The sequence below is a fragment of the Galbibacter kalidii genome, assembly GCF_026241135.1.
Lineage (GTDB): Bacteria > Bacteroidota > Bacteroidia > Flavobacteriales > Flavobacteriaceae > Galbibacter.
Genome location: NZ_JAPFGA010000005.1, coordinates 157,600 through 179,499, shown reverse-complemented (window position 1 = coordinate 179,499; position 21,900 = coordinate 157,600). Strand labels below are relative to the sequence as shown.

The window sequence follows — 21,900 nt, the reverse complement described above, 5'->3', positions numbered from 1 at the left end:
TGTCTTTCCATTTTTGAAACGACAGAATTTAGGCTTTCAATCGCTTTTTCTTTTAGCTTATCAAGCCCGATGTATTAGTTCTTCAAACTTTCCTTGGCTAAATGGAACGTGCAGTCTTGTCAGCGAAGGAAACCGATCAAAGGATTATGAAAGGGATTACAGGAAAACAGTCCCTTTACGATTTATCCATTTCTCATGGTATAGTCGCAAATAAAAAAACTATAAAATTACGGAAAGGGACTGTTTGCTTTAAATTCCAAAATCAGTCCGGTTTTTCAGGAGAAGGACTCCCTCTAAAAAGGATCGCTTTGCCAACAGGTTTAAATGTATTCTGGCCCCTGTATGAGAATTATTCATCTTCAGGACATGCTCCATATGCCTTTTTGCAGTATCCCATTGTTTCAGGCCCATATTCCCCAGACCTTCCAGATAATGACTGTGAGCCCGATTCTTCTGATCGAGATCTTCCTCAAATATCAATAGGTCTGGCAAAGACACAGCAAAGTAATCTATTTTTACGGTATCATTCCCATGGTCTTTCCCATAAGCGATCAACTTTTCAAATCGCTCCCGGGCTTCCCTTTCACTACCCAGTTTAAGTAGGGCCAGCCCTTGGTAGAATATTTTATCGGGTTGCTGGTCATTATAGAACGTTGCAGGGCTCGGATCACTTAAGCCAACAGAGGCCGTTCTAAAATATTCTGCCGCCCCGGATGTATCCCCGAGCTTTTCACAGGCAATTCCGAGCCAATAATCAATGTCGTTTTCCTGAGTTCCGAACAATTTACCCTCGCCCAGGTTTTCCGGATATATCTTTGCTGTCTCCAAATGTGCAATAGCCTCCTGATAATCTCCACGGATAATGAGTTTTTTTGCTATTTCTATTTTTGCCGTTACGTATTGAAACGGTACCTTTCCTTCCCCTCCTTCCCACGGATGGAATTTTCTCGATTCGATAAGATGTAACGCCCGCTCACTATCATCGAGAAGATTGTGCAAGGTGGCAAGCTCCAGATAGGTATCGTCCCTTGAATTGCAGAGTTCCCTGTGCTGTTCAAACAATTGCAGCCGCGTTTTAACGGAAATGTTTCTCTTTTTATAGAGCTGGTCCAGTTCCATGAGTATCCTTGCATTTTTTTTACCTATGGAAAAGGCTTCTTCCAGATGTGTCTGTGCCAAATCCTTCTCATCGGTCTTATTATAGTATAAAAGGGCCAGGTTTCGGTGACAAATGGCATTGTCTGGATCTAACCGAATCGCTTTTTCCCAGGCTTCCCTGGCGTGATCGTACTGTCTCGAAGCATACCAGAAATTTCCCAGATAGTAATGGGAATGACTGTCCTCCGGATTGTCCTTTATAGCGGTTTTGAGCACAACCACCTCCTCCAAACGGTTCGGAAAGCAATAATCCACAGGCATTTCTACTGCGATTTTATAATAGGCATCGGATTTCTCCCGTTGCCCTGTTTTAGCGTAGAAATAAGCCATAAAATAGGCTGCCATGGGGTAAAACTCCTTTTTTCCGTCGGAATACAATTCAAGTACTTTGATCGCCGAAAGATACTCCCCGGCCTCAGCATAGTCGATAGCCAACTCTATGTAATTGTGAACGTAATCCCTCATCATCGATTTAAAATATTCCAGATCCTGTTCCGCAAGGCTCAGCAGGTACTTTTCGAAAAGCATTCCAAAATTGAACCGGTCTATTTTCAGGGATTCACTGATCAGTTGTTCGATGGCCTTCGATTGGCCAAGTTTTCTCAATATAATGGCTTTAAGGTGACGGGCTTTGTGATTGTGCCAGTTCCTAATAAGAGATTTTTGTACCAGTTCCAGCGCCTTTTCTTCCCTGTTCCTACAACAGATCTGTGCAAGATTAAAGTACCCTGCATCCTGCCATGCCGCATTCCAGCAGGATTTGAAAAAGGCTTCGTAAGATTTATCCAGGTTCCCTAAAAATTTCAGGCACATCCCCTTGTTAAAAAATGCCTCCCCGTCATAAGGGTTCGGATTTCTGTCTGTGAGTGTTGCAATGGCCGTCTCAAAGAATTTCAATGCCTTTCTAAAGCGCCCTCTCCTGAGATACCAAAGTCCCATTGCATTATTGTTTCTCACATCCCCGGGTTCCCTGGACAGAGCTTCCTTATAATAATCCTCTGGATTATAAGTGGCATGACGGTATTGTTCAAGATGTAATCCGGTTAGATATAATTGTTCTGTTGATACAATATCACCGGGAGCTTTTGCAGCTTTGGCCGCTTTGGGAATTGCAATCTTTTCTTCAGGTTCGGGGACCCACGTAAGGAGTATATTACCATGGTCGTCCCTAAGACAGAATTCAAGTTCTTGAAATTTGTATCCCCGAAGGTTTATCATGACCTGATATCCTTTTTCCGGTCTCAAATCTGTCCGCTCCCTGTAAAGGGTTTCCTTTTTGGCTGAGAGTACTATATCACTATCAGGGTAAACAGCTGTTACGTATATTTTTAAAACTACTTTATCACCTTCCTTTTCCATGTTCACCAAGGCATTCTTTGTGGCATTTTTAACGACTCCCACACTGTGATAAGGCATAAAATATTGACGAAAGCTCTTTTCCTCATAGGGATGCAACCAGGAGAAGTCGGGTTGATTGTCGGTATAGACCCCGCACATGAGCTCTATATAGGGGCCGTCTGTCTCTGTGAGGTTTCTGTCCCAGGCATGCCCGAAATCTCCATTACCCCAGGTCCACTGCTTTTTACCGGGTGAAATATGGTGATCTGCAATATGTAAAAGCCCTGCTTCGGTGTCATTTTCGTAGCCCCCCACAAAATCGTATTTGGATGTAATGGCCATATAGGAAGTGGGGACAGGAATATTTTTATACCGGGAGATATCGGTTCCAGGAGAATAATCCACTTTATAATATTCCCCACTAGCTATCGGAAATTCGGAAACGTCACGCTTACCGTGATCAAATACGGCATGAACATCCGGAGGAAATACCGATTGATAATGATCGTTGACCGCTACGGCCGGATTGGCCCACCAAAGAAAGGTCTGGGGGTGCGGTGTGCGATTGTAAACCCGCCCTTTTATTTCCAGATAAGCTTTGTCCGGGTACAGGGTAAATCCGGCCATTCCCTTCGTCCTAGACATGCGTTCGGTCTCACTCACCCAGACCGTCACACTACCGTCGGTATTTTCCTCAATACAGGAGTCAACGGGTTCATAGGTACTGGGACGGTGGTGTTGCGGCCAGTTAAATTCTATTCCCCCAGAGATCCAGGGACCCGTCAATCCAACCAGGGCAGGTTTTATAACATGGTTGTAGTACACAAAGTGCCGTTGCTTTATTTTATCAAAAGCCATTTGAATTCTCCCACCCAACTCCGGCAACACCATGATCTTCAGGTACTGGTTTTCCAGGTATATAACATTCCACTCTTTTGCTACAGGATGATCGGATATCTGTTCTATTACCGGGTTCGGATAAACAACCCCGCTACTCCCCTGGTACACTCTTTTTTCCAGAAAGAAAGGGTATTTTTCAGGGGATCCCGTTTCATAAGTAGGAATGTTAATTTTCGCTTTCCAGGCTTTTACTTTATTTGCTGTTCTCATTTTTTCCAGTTAATTCAATCTCTATTTCTTCGAGGCTTTTTTCTTTGGTTTCGGGAAGCTTCCTTTTGATAAAAACATATCCTCCCAGGCATATGAGGCTGTACAGCCAAAAGGTACCATAAGATCCCAGTCCTTTATTCAGTACCGGGAATGAAAAAGTAAGTGTGAACGAGGCCACCCATAGTGAAAAAGTAGCTATGGACATGGCCAGTCCCCTTAAACGATTCGGGAAGATCTCCGAAAGGATCACCCAGGTGATCGGTGCGAGCGACATAGCATAAATGGCTATGGCCACTATCACCAAAAGCAATACGGGCCATCCGGAAAATCCGAAATAATACGCACTGCCGAGCATGGCATATACCAAGGTAAGTCCTAATGCCCCGAATAGCATTAACCTCCGGCGCCCCCATTTATCAACGGTATTCATGGCCACCAATGTAAATACTAGGTTAACACTGCCGGTTATGACAATATTAAACAGCATATCTCCCACATTGTAACCTGCGGCGGCAAAGATCTCATCGGCATAATTAAAGATAACATTGATTCCGCACCACTGCTGAAAAAAAGCCAAGATCACCCCTATGGTCAGGATGGTTAAAAGTTTAGGTTTCTTTAGTTCGGAAAAAGTAACCCTCCGGTTGTTTTTTTCTTTGACAAGTGTTTTCTTCATGTTGTCCAGTTGTTCCCTTGCATAATCCGCGCCGCCGATCCGCGTTAAGATGTGCCCGGCTCTCTGATACTGATGATGTTTGACCATAAACCGGGGACTTTCCGGAACAAGCAGCATGGTGAAAAGAAAGACAGTGGCAGGGATCATTTCCGCCCAGAACATCCATCTCCAGCCCTGTTGTCCGTTCCAGGAAGAAAGGAGGTCGGCAGCTTCGAAATCCGCAGGAACAGGTTCGGCAATCAGGTAATTTACGATTTGTGCAAGCAATATCCCTATAACAATAGTGAGCTGATTTATGGAAACAAGCCTTCCCCTTCTTGCGGAAGGTGCAATTTCAGCAATATACATGGGTGACAAGGTAGAGGCCAAGCCTATTCCCAGCCCCCCGATCAGGCGGTATATGATAAATACAGTAAAGCCATCCGCATAACCCGAACCAAATGCGGAAACCAGAAAAAGCAATGCAGACGCCATCAATGGCCATTTACGACCTATGGTGTCCGAGACCACCCCCGAAACCATGGCCCCGAATATACACCCTACCAATGCGCTGCTGACTGCCCACCCCTGTAAAGTAGCGGACCCCGTAATACCAAAAAACAATTCATAAAAGGGTTTTGCTCCTCCTATCACTACCCAGTCATATCCGAAGAGCAGCCCCCCCATCGCAGAGATAAGGGCAAGGGCATAAACATATTTCAGGTTGAAATTTCGATTGCTTATAGCCATTTTATTAAGCGTAAAATTGACAGGGAGCCGTTGAAAAACTCCATAACAGTATCCCCGGTATACTACTTTTTATACCTGCTAATTTAAACTGTTCGGAGTTCTCTATACATAGAATATCCTTTTAAAATAATGGATTATCTTATATCGAATTCCAGTACAGTTATTCATATTTGGGAAAATACAATAAATAAATTTGAGGGTACAATTACCAATCCGGATTTTGCTCGATCTGTTGATTTTACTTTAGAATTGATTTGACCTTATCAAAGGCTATCTGCGTTTCAGGAGTGAACGCATCACTGTTCATGTAGCGTTCCAGACTGTATAACAACTGCCTGGCTTCCGGCCGGCTCTGTTGATCTTTCATAAGGTCTATACCGGAAATAAGCAGTTTTCCCTCGCCTACCTTACATTCTACCAGCAATCCGAGTGATTCGGAGGTGAACCAATCGTCAATTACTCTTAGAACAGGTTTAATACCGTTGCTTAAATGGTCCAGCCGGATAGCATTTGAATGACTCATGGCATCCCACCATTGCCAATTGCTGTGGTTTTGCGTAGGGAAATAGGCGAACGCCGGATGTTCCGGGTCGCAAAGGATACCCAGGGTATGAGGGGCCTGTCCATTGGTCCAGGCCGTATTCCAGAATATACTGGAAAACCCGACGGCGATATCACCACCGGCTTCATATTTCAGGCTTCCTTTCGGGAGACTCAGAAGCAATGTGCCCCCGCCTTCGAGATATTTTTTCTCTTTTGCACCCAGTTGCCGGGCTATACGAACCTTACTTTCTCCCTGTAAATCCTGCTTTTCGGGATAGACCCATATGGTCCAGGAATTCACAAAATCGTTGACTGATACTTCAAGGGTAAGCATTTCCGGTTTCTGAATACCGGATAAGGAATGACGTATTTTCCCCAGAGAAATTCCATTTCCAAGAGGTATATCCGTTTCCGGTAAATCGCCTCGGGCAAAAACCACTCCATCGGAATGTTTTATTTTCCACTTCGGAACAATGGCATTCAAAGCCTTTTCCCCAAAATGTGCAACTTCTATTGCAGCATCAAGGGATTCACTATTGACAAAAACACGTTGGGATAACCGCACCAAAGGAACTGTAGAGTTACAAAACCTGCTATACTCTTCTGCACTGATATATCCCTTTTCTTCCCAGAACGGGTCCAGCACACCAACAAGTGCGGTTCCCTGCCCGGGAAAATCGTGTAAATCGAGTAGCTGAAAACCGCCAAAACCCGGAGTTCGAAGTGCTGCTTCTATATCGGCCTTATAACAGAGCACCTGTAATTTTCCGGAAGCCATTAAAAAGTCCTTTTCCATCCCACCCAAGCCGTTTTCATACAACCGTTCCTTAAATATTTCGAAATTCTTCGGTTTGAGTACGCCGGTATATTTCGATATTTCCTCAAAATTGGGATATACGCACCACTGCCCTATTTCATGACTAATGGTCGGTTGTTCCCATTGCGATGTGATGGTGCTCCAGTCATAATCCGTGCTGGGTGCTTCTTTATTGATAATACTGTTTAGTCCCTGACCCCATCCCTGAATACGCGGATCTGAAGTGCTGTTAAAATCATTTTGATCGATCACAGGCCATCCTGCGGCTGTCGTATATAGTCGCCGGGGATCCTTTATTTTCCAGTACTCTACAAAATCTCTCAGATACTCCTTGTGGTGTTTTCCTCCCGGCTCATTGCCATAGGCCATAAAACAAAACGACGGATGATTTCCGTAGGCCTTTATTATACGCTCGCTTTCCTCCATGATATAGGTGTCCAGGGGAGAGCCGTCGCCGATGGTTGTCGAAAAATTTGCCCATGAGCTACATTCTACCTGGAAGTAGAATCCGAGTTCGTCTGCTGCATCAAACGCTGCTTCGGGAGGACACCAGGAATGAAAGCGCATATGATTAAGTCCAAAGGACTTGCATACATTTATGATCCGCTTCCATTCCTCCTTATCCGTAGGCGGGTAACCCGTTTTCGGGAATATGGCACATTCCAGGGTGCCCCTCATAAATGTAAGCCTGTTGTTTATGGTAAACCGGGAGCCTTTGGTTGCAAATTTTCGCATCCCGAATTGCTCTTTCCTGATGTCTTCAAAACCATCCCCATTTAATTGAACGGACATTTCGTATAAATTGGGAGTGAACTCATCCCATAAAGCCGGGGAATCGCCCATGGCATAATTCAATTCAAAATTGTTCTTTCCCTTTTCTAATGCGATTTCCGCTTCTTCCCTCGGCTGGTTTTCTTCTCTGCCGGTAACTTTAAACAGCGCCTTAACGGTCTGCTTGCTACTCGATCCATTGGCAATGATAAGTTTTACATTCACTTCCTTTTTATCTACATCCGGGTATAGGGTCATTTCCTCGATATGGACAAGTGGTTTTGCTTTTATGGAGAGTTCCCCCACCATACCATTCCAGTTGGATTGTGTGTGGTCTGAGATACTGTGGGAGTTAATGCCTACATCAATATCTTTGACCCGGTTGTCCACTTTAACAGATAGCGTATATGTTCCGGGGTCCAAATTTCCCGGGAGCTCAAATACCTGAGGTGTTCCCAGGCTATTTTCAGTTCCCAGGAGTTGATCGTCCAGCCATACCATGGTTTCCCAATGACCCCTTTCTATTTTAAACTCCAGGGATTTTCCTTTCCAGTCGGAAGGGATCTCAATTTGTTTCTGATACCACGCCACCCCTTTGTAATATTTTTCGGGTTGTAACCAAAAAGGCACCTTTATATTTCCCTCTTGCCTGTATTTTTTATAGGAAGCAGCTTTAAAATAGGAGGAATCCAGAAAAGATCCCGTCCAGGGCGTGGAAAGTCCTATATCATTCCCTTTTCCGTTGGTGGTCATGGAGCCTGGAAGGGTTACAACATCTTCGAATTCCTGATTAAACCACTGCTGATCGGTCCCCACATCCGTGGAATCAATCCTGAATGCCCATTTTCCGGATAAATCCAGTTTTGATAATGTGTCCGAATGCCTCGTGTTGCAGGAAAAAAATAATACTGAAAAGCACCATATCAGCAGTAAATTCCTGATATCATTGATCCTTTTTTGTCGATCAGGTGTTATCATAAGTTTGTTTTGGATTAGTTAATTACAGTATTTCCTCAACTGTTTAGCTAACAAAATTAACGGCATTCCCTTCCCGTCAACATGGATATTCATAGCAATTAAATGGATTATTTTACGATTTTATTATTTTTTAGCTTTTATATTTTAATTTCAATCAAAATCAATGATCTTATTTTAACAAATAGCAAATTTTCCGTAGCTTGTACAAATAAATCCAACTGTCAAGTACCCTTAATTATGGACAATGAATCCCTGAAGATCAAAGAAGGTTTTGTAGGTCAAAGGATGATCGTCTTGCCTCCTGATGTAAGGAAGAAAATTGAAGTGAACCCGATTATAAATTCCCTGTATATAACCGCTATCGGGTACTACCCTTTTGCCAATTATCACGACCGTGAAAGAAAAAAAGGGTGTGACGAATATATCCTGTTATATTGTGTGAAAGGGAAGGGAGTTATTTTTATCGGGAACGAAGAATTAGAACTTCAACCTAACGAGTTTTTTATTATTCCCGTTGGCATTCCACATCATTATAAAAGTTCCCTATCCAATCCATGGAGTATTTACTGGATTCACTTTATCGGAAACAATGCTGATTCAATATACGAAAGGTTATTGAAATACAATTCGGAAAAAACGATCAAAATTCCTTACGACGAGCAGAGAACAGAATTGTTCTTAAAAATGATCAAACTTTTGGAAAACAGCTTTGATGACGCCTCTCTGGAGCTCTCCAACATATATCTTTTACATTATATAAGTTCCTTTATTTATCAATCCCGGACCAATGATCCGACAGAGCGGAAAAACCCGGTGAATGAATCCATAAATTTCATGAAAAAGCATATTGACAAATCGCTTTCCGTCAATGACCTGGCGTCTGAACAGTTTCTATCGGTATCACGTTATTCGGAGTTATTTAAAACAGCAACCGGAACATCTCCGATCAAATATTTTATCCATCTGAAAATTCAGAAATCCTGTCAGTACCTGTACTTTACCAATATGAATGTAAAGGAAATTGCCAATGCCCTGGGATTTACCGATCCCTTTTATTTTTCCAGAATGTTCAAACAGGTTTTGGGACTTTCACCTTCAAAATATAAAAAAGACTATAAGAGATAATTCAAGTGAACAATGTTTATACAATTAAATTAAAAAAGCAGAAAGGAGTAATTAATATGAAAAAAGCAAAAAAAATCTACATCTACTTGCGAATGTTGGGTCTATTGATCCTGTTACCTGCCATTGCAAACGCCAAGGATACCCCGGAGATCCCTGACGGATGGTCGGACGGCTATGTGTACGCAAACGGAATTCGCATCCACTATTACCATGCCGTTCCGGCACCGGAAAAGCCGGTTATCGTGATGGTTCATGGCGTTACGGATATCGGACTTAGCTGGACCACGCTTACCTGGAAGCTACAGGACTCATACAACATATATATGCTTGATGCCCGGGGGCACGGTCTGTCAGATCCATTTACCCCTGCCGATGACGGTAACACGTTGGTAAAAGACGTGGTAGGGTTCGTGCGTGCGATGAACTTCGAAAAGCCTATCCTGATGGGACATTCCATGGGCGCTGCTACGGTGATGCGGGTTGGTGCAGAGTATCCTGATTTGGCGAAAGCAATTATCATGCTGGATCCCGGTCTGGGGCCCAGAGGTCCACGCCCACGGCGAAATACGGAAGAACGCGATACATCGGATAAGGAATCCGAAAGCAATGAGGCAAAAAGTGAGAAGCAGGAACCGGAACCCCTTTCAGTAAGTATGTTTGGCCCTCCTGAAACCTTAGTAGCGCAAAATAATTACAATTATGAAAAACTGGTAGAGACTTGCAAAATCAACACACCAAAATGGGATTTGGTGGATTGCCAATATTGGGCGCTCTCAAAAAAACAATATCACGGCGCCTATTCAGATGAAACATGGCAGGCCATGTCGGGAACGATGAGAACCGGCGAATCGCTGGCAAAGATCCTTGTACCAGCCCTTATTCTTAAAGCTGACGCCTCGCCAGAGCAGCGCAAAGTACATAAGGAAGCGGTCAGTGTGATGCAGAATGGTAAGCTCGTACACATCGATGACGCCGGACACAATCTGCATCATGATCAACTGGAACGAACAGTAGAAGTTTTAAATGGGTTTTTGTACGGATTAAAGCAATAGTGCTTTGCTCACATTAAAGATTGAAAGAAAAAAAATGAAACGACCATGAACTTTTTTAATCAAAAATTTCACGCAGAGTGATGATTAAAATAAGTTCATGAGAGTTCCTGAATGTATTTAAATTTTTTGAACATTCAGAAATCAAAAAATTTTAAACAGATGAAACGAGGAAGTCTATTATTTTTATTAGTTGTATCAGTATCTGTATTCTCTTGTTCAACACAGCATCCTGCCCAGGTTGAAGTTGAAGAGGGAATTTTACAGGGAACATTAGAAAATGGTTTACGTGTTTTTAAAGGCATTCCATTCGCGGCTCCCCCTGTTGGTGACCAGCGCTGGAAAGCCCCGCTTCCTGCTGAAAAATGGAAGGGAGTAAAGCAGGCGACGGAATATGCTCCTTCACCCTATCAGGGCGGTAATCCACGATCTGGTAAAAGCGAAGATTGCTTATACCTGAATGTATGGACACCGGCAAAATCGGATCAGGAAAAGCTGCCGGTAATGGTATGGATCTATGGTGGTGGATTTTCTGTTGGAACGACAGCAGATCCCGTTTGCAGTGGCGTAAAACTCGCAGAAAAAGGAGTTGTAGTGGTTACAGTAGCATACCGCGTTGGTCAACTTGGTTTTTTGGCCCATCCTGAATTAAGTGCAGAAAATGCTAACAAAGTATCAGGGAACTATGGTTTGCTCGATCAGATTGCAGGTCTTCAGTGGATACAGAAAAATATAGCTGCTTTTGGCGGTGATCCCGACAAAGTGACCATTTTTGGTGAATCAGCTGGCGGAATATCCGTGAGCATGTTGTGTGCATCACCTTTGGCCAAGGGGTTATTTCAGGGGGCTATCTCTCAAAGCGGTGGGTCGTTTGGCCCTACCCGTCCAACCACTTATCCCGGAGAAAACATGAAAACACTTCAACAGGCTGAAGGCGATGGGGAATCATATCTTCAAAAAACAGGGTTTTCTTCTATTACAGAATTGCGAAAGTTACCACCGGACAGTTTGCCAATGGGGTTTGGTATGGGAGGCGGGTGGCCTATTACCGACGGCTATGTAATTCCCGATGTTCAGTCCAAACTATACGAAAATGGAGATTACAATGACGTTCCTGTAATGATTGGATATAATTCAGACGAAGGGATCAGTTTTACCCGTACTAACTCACCTGAGGAATTTGTCGCAGGTGTTCAAAAGCGTTATGGGAAATTTGCGGACACACTATTATCTGTTTATCCAGTTGGTAAAGAGCGTATTCCCAAAACAGCTCGTGATTTAAACCGCGATGCTGCCTTTGGATGGCAAACCTGGATTTGGGCACGTTTGCAGTCTCAAACGGGAAAGTCCAACGTTTTTTATTACTATTTCGACCAGCATCCGGAATACCCCGAAGATTCTCCAAAGCATGGTATGGGATCACCTCATGGACAGGAGGTTGCTTATGCCTTTATGACGCTGGACACCCTAAAGCCTGACGATCTCACCCAATCAGATCTGGATCTTTCTGAAATAATGGGTACCTATTGGACCAACTTTGCCAAATATGGCGACCCAAATGGAGAAGGGGTGCCAGAATGGCCACCATTCAGTGATGCAAACCCTGAAGTAATGTATTTAGATGCAGACCCTCATGTGGGACCTGTTCCAAGTGAGAAATCGATGAAAGTCTTGGATGCCTATTTCAAATGGAGGTTGACTCCCGAGGGTAAAACCTGGGCCAATTAACCTTTAGAAATCAGTAGCAATTCCAAGCCTAATGCTAAATTTTAAACACATGAAATATAAACACTATTTATTTATCGTCTTAATCTTATTGACAGGGCTTCTTCCGGTCAATGCCCAGGATTATGCCATTGGCGCTGACCTCTCATTCTTAAAAATGTCAGAAGACAATGGTTCTGAATTTAAAGAAAACGGAGTAACCAAACCCGGCCTTGAAATTTTCAAGGACCACGGGTACAACTGGATACGTTTGCGCTTGTTCCATTCACCGGACAGGCTTCCTAATAATCTTGAGTACACCATAGCATTAGCTAAAGAAGCCAAACAAATGGGATACAAATTCTTGTTGGATTTTCACTATTCCGACACCTGGGCTGACCCAAGCAAGCAGTACCTTCCTAAAGCTTGGCAGAACCTGCCATTTGATGAACTGGTGAAAGCAGTTTATGATTACACACTGGAGACCATGACCGCTTTTAAAGATTCATTAGTCTATCCCGATATGGTACAGGTTGGTAATGAAATTAGTAATGGTTTTTTGTGGCCTCATGGAAAATTACCCGATAACTGGGACAACTTTGCTCAACTCATGCAGGCTGGTGTCAACGGTGTTTTAGCAAGTTGTGGTGACCAGCCATGTCCACGATTAATGGTCCATATTGATAGAGGGGGAAATAAAGAATTTACCAAAAACTGGTATGACAAATTTCATACGTATAATATCCGGTATGATATAATAGGTCAGTCGTATTATCCCTGGTGGCATGGCTCATTACTTGATTTAAAGGAAAATATGTATTTTATGGCTACTGAATATAAAAAAGATATCATCTTAGTGGAAGTAGCATATAATTGGGCACCGGCCGAGTATAAAGAAAAAGCGGCTCCCTTCGAGGAGTCTCCGGAAGGGCAAAAAGAGTTCCTGGAGGAGGTTAACGAAATTGTCCTGAATACTCCTGACAATAGAGGCAAAGGCATTTTTTGGTGGGAACCTGCCGTTGGCCGATGGGGCACCAGGGGCTTCTTTGATAAAGAAGGTAATGTCCTGCCTGTTATTACGGTTTTTGATAAATACACTCGTCATTGACCGGGGTTTTTGACAGAGATGTTGCTCATAGGGTAATCATTTTTGCAAATATATGGTTTTAAACAATTTAAGCTAATGGAATATAAATATCAATTGCTTTTTTTAGTAATTATCTTGCTTTTTTCCTACCGGTCTGTTGCTCAGGTTTCTTTTGGTGAGCCGGTTAATATCAATGATCAATGGAAGTTCGAGCTCAACGATGTGGAGGGGGTGCAGGAGGTAGATTTTGATGATGAAAAGTGGCAAAGCATAGATTTGCCTCATGACTGGAGTGTTGAGCAACATTTAAGCCCCACATTGGCCAGTGCCATGGGTTATCTTCCCGGGGGCATAGGCTGGTACAGAAAATCCATTAACATTCCCGAAGAAAGACGGGGAGAAAAGGTGTTTTTATATTTTGAAGGGGTCTATAATCGTAGCGAAGTTTATATCAATGGTCACCTGTTAGGGAAACGTCCTAATGGATACATCTCCTTTATGTATGATGCGACACCCTATATAAAACCGGGCAAGGATAATGTCATAGCAGTTCGGGTAGACCACAGCCGTGACGCAGACTCACGATGGTATACCGGATCTGGCATTTACCGGGATGTATGGATGGTTTATGCTAATCCCGTTCACATCGCACAATGGGGCGTTTTTGCTTATCCTGAAAATGTTAATACCAAACAAGGGACCCTGAAATTAGCGGTGGAGATAAAAAATGAGTCAGAGGAAAACAGCAACCTGATCGTGAGGCATGAACTCGTTTCTCCGGAAGGAAAAGTAGTAGGTAAAAGTGATGATAAACTTTTGGTACCGGCAAGGGAGGAAAGTAAGGTTTCGCTAGATATAAAAGTAAGAAATCTACAATTGTGGAGTATCGACAGCCCTGACCTTTACCGTCTGAAAACGTCATTGCTTAAAGATGGAAAAGTGATTGATGAAACGATAACAACAATGGGGTTCCGGTCACTCACTTTCGATCCCGATAAAGGTTTTGCCCTTAACGAAAACTGGATGAAGGTCAAAGGAGTATGTCTTCATCACGATGCAGGGGTGCTAGGCTCGGCTGTACCACGCGAAGTATGGAAAAGGAGACTGCTTACCTTAAAGGAAATAGGAGTAAATGCCATCCGCACCAGCCATAATCCGCAGGCGCCAGACCTTTATGAGTTGTGTGATGAGCTTGGAATGCTTGTTTTAAATGAAGCCTTTGATGAATGGAAATTTCCGAAACGGAAATGGCTCGAAGGTTGGAATGTCGGTACACCAGGATTTGAGGGCTCTTTTGATTTTTTTGAAGAATGGGCAGAGCAGGACCTTGCGGACATGGTCCGGAGAGACCGCAATCATATTTCCATTTTTGCCTGGAGCATCGGCAATGAAGTGGATTACCCAAATGATCCTTATTCTCATCCCGTGTTAGATGGTAATGTAGAAGACGGTTTTACACAGCCGATTTTTGGCGGTTATAAAAAGGATGCACCGGACGCCACGCAGCTGGGGACAATTGCCAAAAAACTGGTAGCCGTAGTGAAAAGCCATGATACTTCCCGCCCCGTTACAGCTGGTTTAGCGGGTGTAGCCATGTCAAATGAAACCGAATATCCTTCCGCATTGGATATTACCGGCTACAATTACACGGAAAAGCGGTATGCATCAGATCACGAGAAGTATCCCGGACGAGTGATCTTTGGAAGTGAAAACAGACACGATTTAAAAGCATGGGAAGCGGTGACAGAGAACGATCACATTTTTGGTCAGTTTCTCTGGACAGGAATCGATTACCTGGGAGAGTCCGGAAGGTGGCCATCCAGAGGGTTTTATTCCGGATTACTGGATTTTGGCGGCTTTATTAAACCGAGGGGCTACTTCCGGCAGTCTCTGTGGTCAGATAAGCCAATGGCCTACATAGGTACTTATCCGGCTAGTGCCGCAAAAGGGAGGAACAGGCTTTCAATTGACGCATGGCCTATCTGGAATTATGATGAAGATCAAACCATACGGGTAGTATGTTATACGAATGCATCAAAGGCCCGGCTGGAGTTAAATGGTGAGGTGGTCGGAGAAACGAAAAATTATGATCAGCAAACGGGAGTGATCCATTGGGATATTCCTTTCCGTCAGGGAAAACTGGAAGTAATCGGTCTTGATGAAAGTAACAATGAAATAGCACGATACGCCATACAGACTTCACAAGCTCCTCATGCAATTTCCATTATCAGCGGAGAGAAAGAGATTAGCAAAGATGGAGGCCTGGCGCAAATAGCAATCCAGGTAGTAGACGAGAACGGTATTCCCGTGATGCTGTCGGATAATGAAGTTGCCTGTCAGATCGATGGTCCTGCAGAGTTGCTTGGTCTTGAAGCCAGCAACAACCGGGATATGAGTGACTACACCGATAATGAACACCGGGTTTATCACGGAAGGATGCTTGCTTACATCAAAGCTACCGGAGAAGAAGGAAAGGTGAATGTGAAGTTTACTTCTCCCTGGCTTGAGCCGGTGGAAATGACCATTGATGTCCGATAGTTGCCATGAGTCTTAAAAAAATAAGTTTGATGAGAATTGAATTAATCACAGTATTTATTTGCCTTTTCACTATTCAAGGCATATCACAGAGCATTCAGGAAGAGCCTCTGCGTAAAAAGTATAATTTCAATTCGGAATGGAAAGTCTACGTTGGTGATCCTGAAGACGCTGAATCAATCGATTTTGACGACAGCCAGTGGGAAAACGTGACGCTTCCATACGCCTGGAATGAAGACGAGGCATTTAAAATAGATATCCACCACCTCAGTACCGGGATTGCATGGTATCGCAAAACGTTTACTGTACCTGAACACTATAGTGGACAGAAGATTTTCCTGGAATTTGAAGGCATCAGGCAGGGAGGCGATTTTTATCTTAACGGCAAGTTCATAGGCCATCATGATAATGGCGTCATGGCTTTTGGTTTTGACATCAGCGAATCGATAGCATTCGGTTCCGGGGAAAATACCATCGCCGTCCGGATAGACAATTCCTGGGATTACCGTGAGCTTCATACCAACACAAAGCACCAGTGGAACAATGATAATTTCAATGCCAACTATGGCGGAATTCCCAAAAATGTGTACCTGCATGTTTCAGACAGACTGTATCAAACACTTCCTCTTTATGCTACACTAGGGACAACCGGGGTATATGTTTATGCCCGGGATTTTGATATTCCAGGAAGGAAAGCGCTGATAACGGCGGAATCGCAGGTGAAAAATGAGTATCCGGAAGCCAAGGCGTTCCAGTACGAAGTGGAGATACGCGACATGGAGGGGCAGATCATCAAGGTTATGGAAGGAAACAATGTCACCGTTTCACCCGGAGGTATGGCAACTGCCAGAGCTGAAACTGAAGTAGAAGGGCTCAACTTCTGGAGCTGGGGGTATGGATATTTGTATGATATATATACCAGGCTGAAAATTGATGGAAAAGTCGTCGACGAGGTAAAGACGCGGACAGGTTTTAGGAAAACGGAATTTACCCATGGAATGATAAAGCTGAACGACCGGGTGATCATGATGAAAGGGTATGCCCAGCGTACCAGCAATGAATGGCCTGCCGTGGGTATGAGTGTGCCTGCCTGGCTGAGCGATTACAGCAATAAGCTTATGGTGGAAAGCAATGCCAACCTCGTAAGGTGGATGCATGTAACACCCTGGAAGCAGGATGTCGAATCATGCGACCGGGTGGGACTTTTACAAGCCATGCCTGCGGGGGATGCGGAAAAGGACGCCAGTGGAAGACAATGGGAACAAAGAGTTGAGCTGATGAGAGATGCCATCATCTATAACAGGAATAATCCAAGTATTATTTTTTACGAGGGGGGCAATGAAAATATCAGCGAAGCACACATGCAGGACCTTAAAAATATTCGGGATCAGTATGATCCGTATGGAGGCCGGGCGGCTGGTTGTCGTGAAATGCTGGACAGTGAAGTAGCAGAGTACGGTGGGGAGATGTTATACATCAACAAAAGTGCGGATATACCTATGTGGGCTATGGAATATTCCAGAGATGAGGGGTTGAGAAAATACTGGGATGAGTATAGTCCACCCTATCACAAAGATGGGGATGGGCCGTTTTATAAAGGTAATGAAGCCAGTGAATACAACCGGAACCAGGATTCCCACGCGATTGAAAATGTAATACGATGGCATGACTACTGGCGGGAAAGACCCGGAACGGGCAAAAGAGTGAGTTCCGGTGGGGTCAATATTATTTTTACCGATACCAATACCCATTACCGGGGCGCTGAAAACTACCGGAGAAGCGGTGAAGCCGACCCGATGAGGATTCCAAAAGACGGTTTTTTCGCGCATCAGGTGATATGGGATGGCTGGGTAGATACGGAAAATCCATCTGTTCACCTGTTGGGACATTGGAACTATAAGAAAGGAATCGTAAAAGACATGTTTGCTGTGTCCTCAGCTGACAGTGTGGAGCTGTTTGTCAACGGTCAGTCGCAAGGATTTGGTGAAAGAAGTTATCACTTCCTGTTTACATTCAAAGACATCAAATGGGAATCAGGTGCTGTCAAGGCAGTAGGTTATGACAAATCGGGCAAAGTAATCTGCGAGGATGAAAATGTTACAGCAGGCGAACCAGCTGCTATTCGCTTAAAAGCGATAACGGATCCTAATGGATTCAAAGCGGATGGGGCAGATATGGCGCTGATTGAAGTAGAGGTTGTGGATAAAGAAGGCCGCAGAAATCCTGTTGCTTTTAATGAGATAGACTTTACTTTAGAAGGTCCTGCAGAATGGCGGGGAGGTATTGCCAAGGGGCCGGACAACTACATTCTGGCCAAAAACCTTCCGGTAGAGCTGGGCGTGAACAGAGTGATAATAATATCTACTACTGAGTCTGGTAAAATAACTTTAAAGGCTAAATCAAAAGGACTTAAAAGAGCTTCATTAGAATTGGAGACGTTGCCAATACCTGTCGATTTTGGGCTTTCTGAAATGATTCCAGGGGAGAATCTTCCTTCCAATCTGGATAAGGGACCTACACCTCAGACTCCTTCTTATACAGTCACCCGAAATCCGGTAAACATCGTTTCAGCTACAGCCGGACTAAACAGTGATCAGGCTCACATGAGTTTCGATGACAATGAAATGACCAATTGGTCCAATAATAGCATTGTTGAAAAAGGATGGATAAAATATGATTTCGACTCCACCTATCAGGTAAGTGAGGTTGTCATGAAATTGAATTCCTGGAGACGCAGAAGCTATCCCGTCGAAATAAAAGTAGACGATGAGGTAGTATTCAAAGGAAAAACCCCGAGAAGCCTGGGCTACGTAACCTTCCCTTTCGAACCTGTCTCAGGTAAGAGCCTTACAGTGAAATTGATAGGGACGACGATCAATGAAGACGCCTATAACATCGTGGAAATAACCGGGCAGAAAGATTTTGTAAAGGATGGTTTCAGAGAAGAGGAGACGCCTGAAGGCATATTGAGCATTGTTGAAATTGAGGTATATGAGAAATAATTCCTTTATTCCTGTGCTGAAGGATGTAAATGGCGATTCCCATACATGTAATCAATTGTAAATAAAACAAGCAGATGAAAACAATATACTTAAGCACCGTATTGTTAGTCCTAAATAGTTATAGTAGTTTTATCTTGATTTACCTTCACAAGACCAGGATAAGATTTACTCTCATTAACAACAAATAAAAAAACTGATATGCGTAAAACCTGTAAAATTGTGCTTACACTTTTAATTGTGCTAAGCACCTGCGATATTTTACTATCACAAAATCTCGCAACCGACAAATATGAAGTAGTTTTGTCAGCCATTAAAGGTTCTGCAAGCCGACCCGATACGCTTCTTCTCACTTCCGAGAAAGGAAAGGTAGGCATTAGTTCTTTGCAGATTAAAAGTGATAAAGACAATTTCTTTAGGATACTTTCCAACAAACCTCAGCAGGTGACTGCCGGGAAAACGGAAGCTGTTGTGATAGTTTTTGAACCTTCTGAACATTTTATTGGGAGGGCCGGGGCTGTTTTAGAGATTGAAAGCAGAAACCAAAAACTTCCCATAAGGCTGACAGGACTTAGCACAAAGGGACTGGAAGGTGAAAATGAAGCACCTTTGGCCGATATAGTGGATGCTTTGGGGTATAAAATTGATGTTGGATGGACCACATTGGCAAACCAGCTTCGGCCTGAATTACAAGGAGAAGAGCTGGCGCCAACCTTATTTAAAAAGGCGGGCGCAGGAAGTGTGGAAATGATTCCCGTTGCGAGATATTCGCCGGATTTTCCGTTAAACTTTGGGTATTACACCCAGGCGAAAACCGGTCCTGTTCAGCATCAGTTAGGAATACTGTCTAAGGCCAATGATTTTCCCGAGCACCAGATACTTTTTCCAACCGTTGCCGTGGGTCGGACTTCTTTTGACCCCGGAGTTGATAAGTTTGGTTTCTATGCCATTAGTCCAGGACATTCACTATATTCTGAAGACATTTGGAATATTTTATTCCATCCCGAAAATGCTGCACACGCTATGCGTATTTATCCGGTTCGTACCAAGCAGGATGTATTGTTAAATAATACTTATCTGGTTTGTATGGAAGAAGCAGCCAATGGTGACTACAATGATTATGTTTTTCTTGTCAAGAACGTTGAGCCGGTTTTCAATGAAAAGGAATATACTTCTCTTTTCAATGGGGAGGACCTTACCGGGTGGTACTCATGGCTGGAGACCAAGGGGAAAAATAACGATCCGGAAAATATCTTTACAGTCAAATCAGATGGTATTTTGCGCGATTTAGGGAAAGAACTTGGGTACATCATGACCGAGAGGAGCTTTGGTAATTATGTTTTCGAACTGGAGTTTAAGTGGGGTGAAAAGAAATGGCCTCCTCGTGATACTATGAAGCGGGACAGCGGCATTTGTTACAACATACCTGAAGATGAAAAGGACGGAATATGGCCAAAATCTGTCGAATGTCAGATTCAAGAGGGTGATGTCGGAGATTTCTGGCTGCTGGGATACAGTACCATACAGGTAGATGGTAAACAAAATCCACCCTATGAACACTCTCAGATCGTGAAGAAGAAAGACGCTGAAAAACCTAATGGGGAATGGAATAAAGTTGAGGTAATTTCATTTAATGGTAAATGCGTGCATATTGTCAATGGCGTGGTGGTGAATTATGGTGAGAACTCAAGCCTGATAGGAGGAAAAATCCTTCTGCAATCCGAATATGCGGAATTGTACTATAGGAATATTAAGATCAGGGAATTGTAAAAAAAGGATCAACGACAGAAACGGAGATGATTGTTCAAAACATATTACTCTTTTGCCCTCTTCTTTAATGCCCAGCACTTTAACATGACAGGAAAATCAGTTTGTTATTTTGACTTGAGATAGAGATAAATTATCCAACATTTTTATTTCTTACTATATATCAATAATACAACCCCTGACTTTGATTTTTTTGTTTCAATTAATTCCAAGCCAACCTGCTGAGTAATGTCTTTAAAAAGTGGTATTCCATTTCCCAGAATAACCGGTTGAATCGAAAGTCTGTATACATCGATCAAACCTAAATTGATAAATGTGGTAATCAGTTTCCCACCACCGTAGAGCCAAATATTTCCTTTCTGGTTCTTTTTTATTTCTAAAACACTCTTTTCAATATCAGACTTGATGAATATAGCATTTGTATGATCACTTTCCATGGTTTTTGAAAAAACATATTTGGTTTTGCTATGCAATAAACCATAAGCCTCTTTTAATTTTGCACTTGCTTGTTCCGGTGGCTGATAATTTCCCCAAAGTTCATAACTTACCCGCCCATAAAAGATGGCATCAATACCAGATAATATTTCGGACAAAATATCTCCGAAATCCGTACTGTCATCTTCCACAATCCAGTCGATTTCACTATCTGGTCCCGAGATATACCCATCTAAAGTCGTCGTTAAATCCAATATTATTTTACTCATTATTTTTCGGTTTTTGCCATCTTACTTTTATTCCGTTAATATCATTTTTTTTCGATTGAATACCCGGTACTATTTCAAAATCGTTCTTTTTATAAAAGCCGGTGGGAGACTTGTAGTTTTGCCCGTTTTGCTTTTGTTGTTCATCATTGTCAATGACCCAACCGTTTAATTCTGAATTGGTTTGTTTGGCCAAATTCAAAAGTTTAGTACCGTATCCTTTTCCTTGAAGTGATGTATGTAACAACATGGCAAAACATCGTTCATTATCCCTTATAAAATCAATAAGCCAACCCACAACATCTGTCTTTTCATTGATAACCAAGAGATGATGCTTGTCAGACAGACCTTCCAGATAAATATCAAATGCATTTACATCTGACAGGGATAAAGCCTCTGGATATTCTTCATTCCAAAGTTCGATAATGTTCTTTTTTTGTTTTTCTGTTAAATGTTCAGACTGTATAATATTCATTTTACTGAAATTTAAATTTTGTTTCTGTTAAGCATGGTCAAACATAGATAGGCAAGTACAATGGACATCACTACGGATAATCCTGCCGCCCAATACCCCCAATGGAATCATCAATCCTGCAATGACAAAACTACTCTTTTGTTCCTATTTTTTTTACGGTAAGCTCTTTTTGCATAACAGGTTGGTTGATCTGATGAATTATTTTATAGGATAGGAATGGTGTTCATGACTAATCCACCAGTGACCTTCAATCTTTTGAAAACCCATGGTCAGGCGTAAAAGAAGCTCTGCGTTTTTTAACGTTTTTAATTCGATACCGTTTTTCATTAAATTCAATG

13 protein-coding genes are annotated in these 21,900 nt (G+C 42.9%); 7 read left to right on the top strand and 6 right to left on the bottom strand.

Annotated features, from left to right (window positions below):
• Nucleotides 1-249 precede the first annotated feature (249 nt).
• The 3 genes from OOZ15_RS07575 to OOZ15_RS07565 form a co-directional block, all read right to left on the bottom strand.
• A complete protein-coding gene (locus OOZ15_RS07575) occupies nucleotides 250-3,606 on the bottom strand; it encodes a DUF5107 domain-containing protein (protein ID WP_265955498.1) in 3,357 nt (1,118 codons plus the stop codon).
• Nucleotides 3,590-5,011, bottom strand: coding sequence for a sugar porter family MFS transporter (locus OOZ15_RS07570; protein ID WP_265955496.1), 1,422 nt, complete (start codon nucleotides 5,009-5,011; stop codon nucleotides 3,590-3,592). Before OOZ15_RS07570 ends, OOZ15_RS07575 begins: the two co-directional genes overlap by 17 nt.
• A gap of 238 nt (nucleotides 5,012-5,249) precedes the next feature.
• A complete protein-coding gene (locus OOZ15_RS07565; protein WP_265955494.1) occupies nucleotides 5,250-8,120 on the bottom strand; it encodes a DUF8487 domain-containing protein in 2,871 nt (956 codons plus the stop codon).
• Between the two features lie 237 nt (nucleotides 8,121-8,357).
• Here OOZ15_RS07565 and OOZ15_RS07560 point away from each other — a divergent pair, with 237 nt between their 5' ends.
• The 7 genes from OOZ15_RS07560 to OOZ15_RS07530 all read left to right on the top strand — a co-directional run bounded on the left by OOZ15_RS07560 (nucleotide 8,358) and on the right by OOZ15_RS07530 (nucleotide 20,389).
• Entirely contained in the window at nucleotides 8,358-9,245 is an 888-nt protein-coding gene (locus tag OOZ15_RS07560; protein WP_265955492.1) for a helix-turn-helix domain-containing protein, read from the top strand.
• 56 nt (nucleotides 9,246-9,301) lie between these two features.
• A complete protein-coding gene (locus tag OOZ15_RS07555) occupies nucleotides 9,302-10,297 on the top strand; it encodes an alpha/beta fold hydrolase (protein WP_265955490.1) in 996 nt (331 codons plus the stop codon).
• Between the two features lie 159 nt (nucleotides 10,298-10,456).
• Nucleotides 10,457-12,022, top strand: coding sequence for a carboxylesterase/lipase family protein (locus OOZ15_RS07550; protein ID WP_265955488.1), 1,566 nt, complete (start codon nucleotides 10,457-10,459; stop codon nucleotides 12,020-12,022).
• 49 nt (nucleotides 12,023-12,071) lie between these two features.
• Entirely contained in the window at nucleotides 12,072-13,106 is a 1,035-nt protein-coding gene (locus tag OOZ15_RS07545) for a glycoside hydrolase family 53 protein (protein ID WP_265955487.1), read from the top strand.
• A gap of 75 nt (nucleotides 13,107-13,181) precedes the next feature.
• Nucleotides 13,182-15,623, top strand: coding sequence for a glycoside hydrolase family 2 TIM barrel-domain containing protein (locus OOZ15_RS07540; RefSeq protein WP_265955485.1), 2,442 nt, complete (start codon nucleotides 13,182-13,184; stop codon nucleotides 15,621-15,623).
• Nucleotides 15,624-15,652: 29 nt separating this feature from the next.
• Nucleotides 15,653-18,622, top strand: coding sequence for a glycoside hydrolase family 2 protein (locus tag OOZ15_RS07535; protein ID WP_265955483.1), 2,970 nt, complete (start codon nucleotides 15,653-15,655; stop codon nucleotides 18,620-18,622).
• A 198-nt stretch (nucleotides 18,623-18,820) separates the two neighbouring features.
• Entirely contained in the window at nucleotides 18,821-20,389 is a 1,569-nt protein-coding gene (locus tag OOZ15_RS07530; RefSeq protein WP_265955481.1) for a 3-keto-disaccharide hydrolase, read from the top strand.
• A gap of 143 nt (nucleotides 20,390-20,532) precedes the next feature.
• Here the strand turns inward: OOZ15_RS07530 and OOZ15_RS07525 are convergent, their stop codons facing one another.
• The 3 genes from OOZ15_RS07525 to OOZ15_RS07515 all read right to left on the bottom strand — a co-directional run bounded on the left by OOZ15_RS07525 (nucleotide 20,533) and on the right by OOZ15_RS07515 (nucleotide 21,889).
• Nucleotides 20,533-21,090, bottom strand: coding sequence for a dihydrofolate reductase family protein (locus OOZ15_RS07525; RefSeq protein WP_265955479.1), 558 nt, complete (start codon nucleotides 21,088-21,090; stop codon nucleotides 20,533-20,535).
• A complete protein-coding gene (locus OOZ15_RS07520) occupies nucleotides 21,083-21,562 on the bottom strand; it encodes a GNAT family N-acetyltransferase (protein WP_265955478.1) in 480 nt (159 codons plus the stop codon). Before OOZ15_RS07520 ends, OOZ15_RS07525 begins: the two co-directional genes overlap by 8 nt.
• A gap of 198 nt (nucleotides 21,563-21,760) precedes the next feature.
• Nucleotides 21,761-21,889, bottom strand: a complete 129-nt coding sequence (locus OOZ15_RS07515; RefSeq protein WP_265955477.1) for a nuclear transport factor 2 family protein — start codon at nucleotides 21,887-21,889, stop codon at nucleotides 21,761-21,763.
• Nucleotides 21,890-21,900: the final 11 nt, after the last annotated feature.